Consider the following 6,745-nt stretch of genomic DNA (forward strand, 5'->3'; position numbering starts at 1 on the left):
GTTTTATATTTAACAGTAACATTACTATTTTATTTTAGGTAAAATATAAATTTATTATTATCGAGTCATGATCTATTTTAGTCTTTTGGGTTTTAGTCTCTTGGTTTTAAATAATGGCGAAGTGAGCGCGGATCGGTATGGCCAGTTCTGGCCATAATGTATAAATGATCTTTATCATTTTCATGGAGTTGAGTCACACAACCACTGCGCAAACTGTGGGCACCATAAAACTTTGCAGGTAGGCCCGCTTTTGTGCAATATTTTTTAATGATGCGATAAATGTCATCTCCCGTGAGAAAACCACTATTTTTATGTAAACTTGAATTAGCTTCAGAGTGATGTTCTACTATTTGATAAGGGCGTAAATATTTCCCATCACGGGAAAGCGATCTAAATAAATGTCCATCCTCTATATTGGCGAGTGATAACCAATTTTTTACCGCGTTGAGTGCTGCAAAAGGTTCATGATCCGGCAGGTCTTTCCATTCCCGTTGACCTTGCTGATTGCTCTTCGAATAAGGTAGGCGCACTTTTAGCTTATTGCGTAAAAAACTGACATATTGAACTTTTATATCTGCAAGTTCAGAACGGCGAAACCCACCTTGTAATCCTAACTGAATAATGGCTTTGTCTCTTGCTCGGGTTAATGGCTGCACTTGTTCATCGATAGCTTGAATGAGCATTTCCACTTCATCATACATAATCGGTTGTTGATCATAATCACTCACATGGCGAGATTGATTTCTGCTCAAGCCACGCATCACTCTGATCACCAGAGGGTGCTCGGTAGGTGAGTGGAATCCCGCTTGAATATGATGGTAGCGAATGGCTGCCAACCTTGTGGTTAATGTTTGCTTTGAAAGTTGAACGCCAGTGCTTTCTTGGATCAATTCTTTTTGATAACCAATAAATGAAATTACGCTTCTTGGATCTGCGGGCAGGGCCTGCAGTTGGTGCTCCGCACAATAACGGCTAAATAGACTATAGCTCGTATTATAAACACGGCGGGTGTTGGCTGAAATTTCATATTCAGTTTCTTCGGCAGCACTTAAATAATCACTTCGAACAGATTGTGGTAGGAAAGTCTCTTCAAAAAAACGTGGCTGTTCAGCACGGTTATTATTGTGATGATCTGATCCAGTCACTCTTTCATTCGTTACATTGGTGTTATTTTGAGCATTACTATTTGTCCGGATCATTTTAGACATGCCGTTGAAGTCACCTGATATCGAATTAAGAAGACGTAATTATACGCAAATCACACCTACATCTACTAGTGATAATCGTCATTATCACTGGTAGAGTGCTTATTTGTTCAAATAAACTTCTGTTATCGGAATAGGGCGCATTAAATAGCATTTAGTTGGTTTTTTTAGTTAAAAAAATAGCCAAGATAAAGCTGTTTGAACAATGGCGATTAATTATGCGGATATAGAATTAAAAGCAAAAATAGTATGAAATTCGTACTTTCTATATGCGGTGGTTTCGAACTTGGTTAGCCAAAGAATCACAACTTTAAAGAATGGTTTAACCATTTTATTGAATGGAATGCCGCTAAACTAGGCTTGTCTATTGGATGAAATTTAAGCTAATAAGTACAACAGCTTATCAGGTATTTGACCTGATACGAGTTGAGTTATTCTTCCTAAAGTAAAAGGAAGCATAAGGAATCGATATTACACGCAAAAAATGGTTGAACCATATATTAATACTTATCGATTTGTACTAGCATGAGGTCCCATTTATTTCATCCGCATTAAACGCATGCTTAACTAAAGAAACGTATTTATGGAACCGCAAGCCTGGATATATCAACAAGACAAACCAACAGCAGGGAGAAAATTATTATTGCTTGAGGAAGCAGAATTAATTTTTGCCTTACCCTTAATTTATCGCCTTATCAATCCTGAAGCTGTGGCATCTAAAGCGGATTGGTTTTGTGACACTGAGTTACAAACAGTTTTCTATTCTAAGTTGGTGACACAACTAAATGAATTGGTCCGATTACGCAAAAAGGCACTGCGGATAGACAGCGAGCTTACTAATGTAAACAAAATGCTCAATCAGTATTTTACTGATTTTGGCTGGCGTATGGTTCGCAAAGAATTATCTCAAATAAAAAAACGGCAAAAAAAGTCTCATATTGAGCTGAGCAGGGATATTATTTTGAGGTTAAAACGTTATATGGAAACTCAAAAGTTAGACAGTTTTGACCAAGCCATTGATACCCTATTGTCAGAGCATAATGAAAATATTTCGTTTAATGTTTTACAGCATACTGATGAGGATATTGTAGGCGACATTATTGATGAATAGAACAAAAAAACGCGGATCTATGTTTTGAAGAATATGGTTTTACAGTTGTTCTATTGCCTAAAATGGATTATCTAATAAAGGTAAGTTAGCCGTGACTTATCTGTGCAGACACGTAAAATTACTGTTAAGATCTTATGTTTACGACTAGATAACGCGGGGCATTAGAGATGAGTTTAAGTATTGCAAACGATAGGAAAATTGCGGTTTTATGCCGAATTGAACCTGGCTGTCTCGGACCTGATGGCGTAGATCATATTGAGGCTTTTTGTGCTTTAGCCCAGAAAGCGATGCAACATTTTGACGTCGATGTTGGCACTTGGGTATTGATCCCAAGATATGATAAAACCTTAGAAGAGATGCAATATAGTCTTGCAAATAAGCTGCTTTCGCGTGAGCAGGCAACTAAATATTTAGTTTCTATAGGGCGTGACATTGATGGGTTTGAAGAAAGATTTCAGGACAAACTGACGTCGCTGATCAATCTATATCTTGCTAGAAAACCTTAAATGCTCAATTTATCGGAGATGTATTTTTTGCTGAGATTCATCTGACGTCTTGTTTTTTCATAGGAGATATAGGATTTATATTTTTACAAATCGGTTTTATTTTCATATTTAATTGCCGACTAAAAAATAAAATTAATCCTATATTAATCATTGTTTTACAACAAAATTCGAATCTGTAATTACGCTCCTGATGAGCAGTTAAGTTGGCTTGAAAACTCAGTTGTTGCTAATTAACTCCGTAAAGTACGTCAAAATTTGCTAGACTAGTCGACTCACTTAATGCTGAATCTTTTTCTTGCGGTATGCCCGAATTTTGTGGGTGGTAAGGATAAGTGTAAAGGACGGTTGATGTTCAATCCCATTCCGGAAACCAATCCATACGTTAGTTTATTGCAGCAGGATTTCGGGTTTTCTGAATTTCGTCCTGGTCAAGCGCAAACGATAACACAACTGTTGGCAGGGAAGTCGAGTTTAGCGATTTTCCCGACAGGTTCTGGTAAATCCCTTTGTTATCAATTTACAGCATTGCAGTTACCCCATTTGAGTTTAGTGATTTCGCCTTTACTCGCCTTGATGAAAGATCAGCTGGAATTTTTGCAATCTAAGGGAATTCATGCGGCCAGCATAGATTCAACCTTAAGCGCCGAGCAGAGTCAGCAAGTGATGACAGATGCGCGCTCTGGCAAATTGAAAATTTTAATGGTCTCGGTGGAACGTTTCAAAAATGAACGCTTTAGGCAGTTTATTCAATCGGTTCCGCTGTCTATGCTGGTCGTCGATGAGGCGCATTGTATTTCAGAATGGGGCCACAATTTTCGGCCTGATTACCTTAAATTACCCGATTATCGGCGCGAGCTTGAGATCCCGCTGGTACTGTTACTGACGGCCACCGCGACACGTAAAGTGAAACTGGATATGGCCAAGCGCTTCGATATTGCGCCCGAACACATAGTACAAACGGGATTTTATCGACCCAATTTAGATTTGACAGTTCTGCCCGTGTCGACTCAAGAGAAAAATGCCTTACTGGTTAACCAGATAACATCATTCTCAGGTGCTGGTATTGTGTATGTGACGTTACAGCAAACCGCCGAAACGGTTGCACGACTCTTGAGCCAACAAGGCATCGTCGCCAGTGCTTATCATGCTGGATTTGAAGATGAAAAACGTCAACAAATTCAAAATGATTTTATGCAGGATAAGCTGCAAGTGGTGGTTGCTACCATCGCCTTTGGTATGGGAATAGATAAGAGCAATATCCGTTTTGTGATCCACTATGATTTGCCTAAATCCATTGAAAACTACAGTCAAGAAATCGGCAGAGCAGGGCGTGATGGTGCGTTATCCCATTGTGTGACTTTAGCCAATCTTGACGGACTCAATACCGTTGAAAATTTTGTGTATGGCGATACGCCTGAGCGGGAAGGTATAGCGCAAGTCATTGAAGCTATTCGACTTGAACAAGATTCTGCTCAGTGGGAATGTCAGCTTAATGGCGTGTCGACGGCGAGTAATATTCGCCAGTTGCCATTAAAAACGTTACTTGTACAGCTAGAGATTCTAGGTGTGGTTAAGCCGTTATTTGCTTATTACGCCGATGTTAATTACAAATTTTTAGTGGATAAACACGCCATTCTGAGCCGCTTTAATTCCGAACGGCAGGCGTTTTTGACGCAAATTTTTAATCATACGCAGATGAAGAAAATATGGGGCGCGTTAGATTTTGATGCCTTGTACAGTGCGACGGGCCATGAACGCAGTCGCGTGTTGGCCGCGCTGGAATATTTAGCAGAACATCAGTTAATTGAATTAGAAACCAAACGAATTACCGATGTGTATCGGGTGGATGTTGCCGCATTAGCGCGTCCGGAACTCATCGATGAGTTGTACCATTATTTTATTGATAAAGAGCAGAAAGAAATTGCGCGAATAGCACAGTTAGTCCGCTTTTTTGAGCTTGAGACGTGCTTAAGCCACAATTTATCCCGTTATTTTGATGATAATGAGACACCGGCGGTCTGCGGTCATTGCAGTGTCTGCCGCGGTCATTTCGCTAAGTTGAGTTATTCGACGGAACCGACTTGGCCGACAGATCAGCAGATGTTGGCTGATTTACATGAGTTGAAGCACCATTTAACGGCCAAAGGCATTGATGCTTTATCACTTGATACCTATTGTCGTTGCCTCGCTGGCATGTCAGTTCCTTTGGTGAGTCGTTTTCAAGTGCGTAAGTTGAGTGGTTTCGGCCGCTGTGAAAAATTGAGATATGCTGAAATTAAACAGAAAGTTGAGTCACTGTTGTCGCAACTAGATGATAAAAGAGTTGAACATGAATAAGGCCGTAAAAAAGATGTTAGCCACCCATGAACATTTGGTTCACTCTGAAGGTGTGACTGTGGTTTCGCATATGCAAAGGGAAAAGGCGGAGTGGATACAACATACTGTTATGATTGAAGATTGTGACGTGCCGTTTAAATTTAGACGGGTCAAAAAGTATCGTAATCTGCAAGGGCAAAAGATCAATGTCATCTATTACCCAGAGACAGAAACTGTGGCAGGTTTTGAAATAGAAATTATGCAAGTCGTTAGAATTAAACGATTCTAGTTAATGCGCTTCGAGTCTTTGCTTTTATCAATCAGCAAAGACTCGAAGCGCATTTGATTGATGACGCAAGAGTTAAATTCGGCTATTTACTTGGAATATTGATAGGTTGAATCTACTTTCCAAGTTCTGAAACGCAGTTCAGCGCCTTCTGGTAGATAAAACACCTTAGGCAAGCGACTGTCATAGCGCATTTTTAGTTCACCCGGAATACGTACAAAAGCTTCTTTCTTCGCCAATTCGAAACAGGCCATCATAGTACTTGGGCCTTCAGCGATTTCATCCACTTGATAGTAGTTATAACCCCAACCTTGCACTGTCAGTTCCTTCAATTCCCCGTTTAATCCATACTTATTGCAATCAACCATTTGAGTCTGACCAATTTGGATTTCGACCATGTAGTCATCTTCGTTTTCTAATTTAGGTAAACTTAAAATGTGCTGCACCATACCTGCTGCCGGAGCAGGGAACATCTTAGTGGCTTCCTGTGCGCTGTAATCTTTTGGATCGAAACGTTGAATACTGATCATAGGCGCATTTAACCCTGTTGGATGTGGTGGGCTCACCGCCGCGGCATTGAATGACAATACTGCAAATGCAAGGGGAACAGCGCTAACGCTAAATAAGGTCTTCAATTTCATTTTGTTTCTCCTAATCGAACTGAATTGATGTCGATAAATTTGTCTGTGTTCTGCTCCCTATAAACGCAGCAGAGGTAAAAAAGGGTTAAATTATTCAATAAAAAATCTAGTTTTACTCAAATAATTTTTATCAATCAGAATAATAAGGGTTAATTACACTTTCCAATGATTTATTTTGTTAAGTTCGCAGCTATTTCAATTCTTTGCTGTGGCTGTTTTATGACTAGGGTCTGTTGATCTTTGCTGTACAAATGTTGTTCAGCAATACATCGGCAGCCACATTAACATAAACGCCAGTGACACCATACTGGCGTAATTTCTTGCTAGCTTGTCATATCTTGTTGATATTGTTCGATAGTGCTTAATTCTTCCAAAAGCATTCTCCACTAAATGTCGATACCGATATAAGCACCAATCGACTCTTTCTTGAGGTGTATTCTTATAGCGGCGCCTTGGAATAACAGATTTCCCGCCTTTATTTGCGATAAGTTCACGAAAAGCATCGTTGTCATAACCTTTATCTGCAATTACGGTATCAACCTGCTTCAGGTGCTCAATTAAGCTGGGGGCGTGTGTAATATCGTGTTTTTGGCCTTCTGATAATTCGAAATAAATCGGTAATCCTCCGCTGTCGACGGCTAAGTGAATTTTGGTTGAATTACCGCCTCGACTTTTACCAA

Annotated in this window: 6 protein-coding genes and 1 pseudogene; 4 read left to right on the top strand and 3 right to left on the bottom strand. The window is 39.8% G+C overall.

What is annotated here, in order from left to right:
• Positions 1-92: 92 nt before the first annotated feature.
• Positions 93-1,208 (bottom strand): tyrosine-type recombinase/integrase, encoded by a 1,116-nt coding sequence (locus tag KFE26_RS22940; protein ID WP_212601823.1) that lies wholly within the window; start codon positions 1,206-1,208, stop codon positions 93-95.
• A 580-nt stretch (positions 1,209-1,788) separates the two neighbouring features.
• Between KFE26_RS22940 and KFE26_RS22945 the strand changes: the two genes are divergently transcribed.
• The 4 genes from KFE26_RS22945 (at position 1,789) to KFE26_RS22960 (ending at position 5,427) form a co-directional block, all read left to right on the top strand.
• Positions 1,789-2,316, top strand: coding sequence for a hypothetical protein (locus KFE26_RS22945; protein ID WP_212601824.1), 528 nt, complete (start codon positions 1,789-1,791; stop codon positions 2,314-2,316).
• Between the two features lie 167 nt (positions 2,317-2,483).
• Complete coding sequence (locus tag KFE26_RS22950; RefSeq protein WP_105252539.1) at positions 2,484-2,822, top strand: hypothetical protein; 339 nt, start codon at positions 2,484-2,486, stop codon at positions 2,820-2,822.
• Between the two features lie 348 nt (positions 2,823-3,170).
• Positions 3,171-5,159 carry an ATP-dependent DNA helicase RecQ gene (locus tag KFE26_RS22955; protein ID WP_212601825.1) on the top strand — a complete coding sequence of 663 codons (1,989 nt, stop codon included), beginning with the start codon at positions 3,171-3,173 and terminating at the stop codon, positions 5,157-5,159.
• The gene (locus KFE26_RS22960; RefSeq protein ID WP_028759892.1) at positions 5,152-5,427 is read left to right on the top strand and encodes a hypothetical protein; all 276 of its coding nucleotides are present in this window, start codon (positions 5,152-5,154) and stop codon (positions 5,425-5,427) included. Before KFE26_RS22955 ends, KFE26_RS22960 begins: the two co-directional genes overlap by 8 nt.
• 86 nt (positions 5,428-5,513) lie before the next feature.
• Here the strand turns inward: KFE26_RS22960 and eco are convergent, their stop codons facing one another.
• Together eco and KFE26_RS22970 are read right to left on the bottom strand one after the other, a co-directional pair.
• Positions 5,514-6,065: a serine protease inhibitor ecotin gene (gene eco / locus KFE26_RS22965; RefSeq protein ID WP_212601826.1), complete on the bottom strand. Its 552-nt coding sequence runs from the start codon at positions 6,063-6,065 to the stop codon at positions 5,514-5,516.
• 258 nt (positions 6,066-6,323) lie between these two features.
• Positions 6,324-6,745: pseudogene (locus KFE26_RS22970) on the bottom strand (IS5-like element ISSod6 family transposase); the annotation flags it as partial.

Source organism: Shewanella sp. M16 (assembly GCF_018224605.1).
GTDB lineage: Bacteria > Pseudomonadota > Gammaproteobacteria > Enterobacterales > Shewanellaceae > Shewanella > Shewanella oncorhynchi.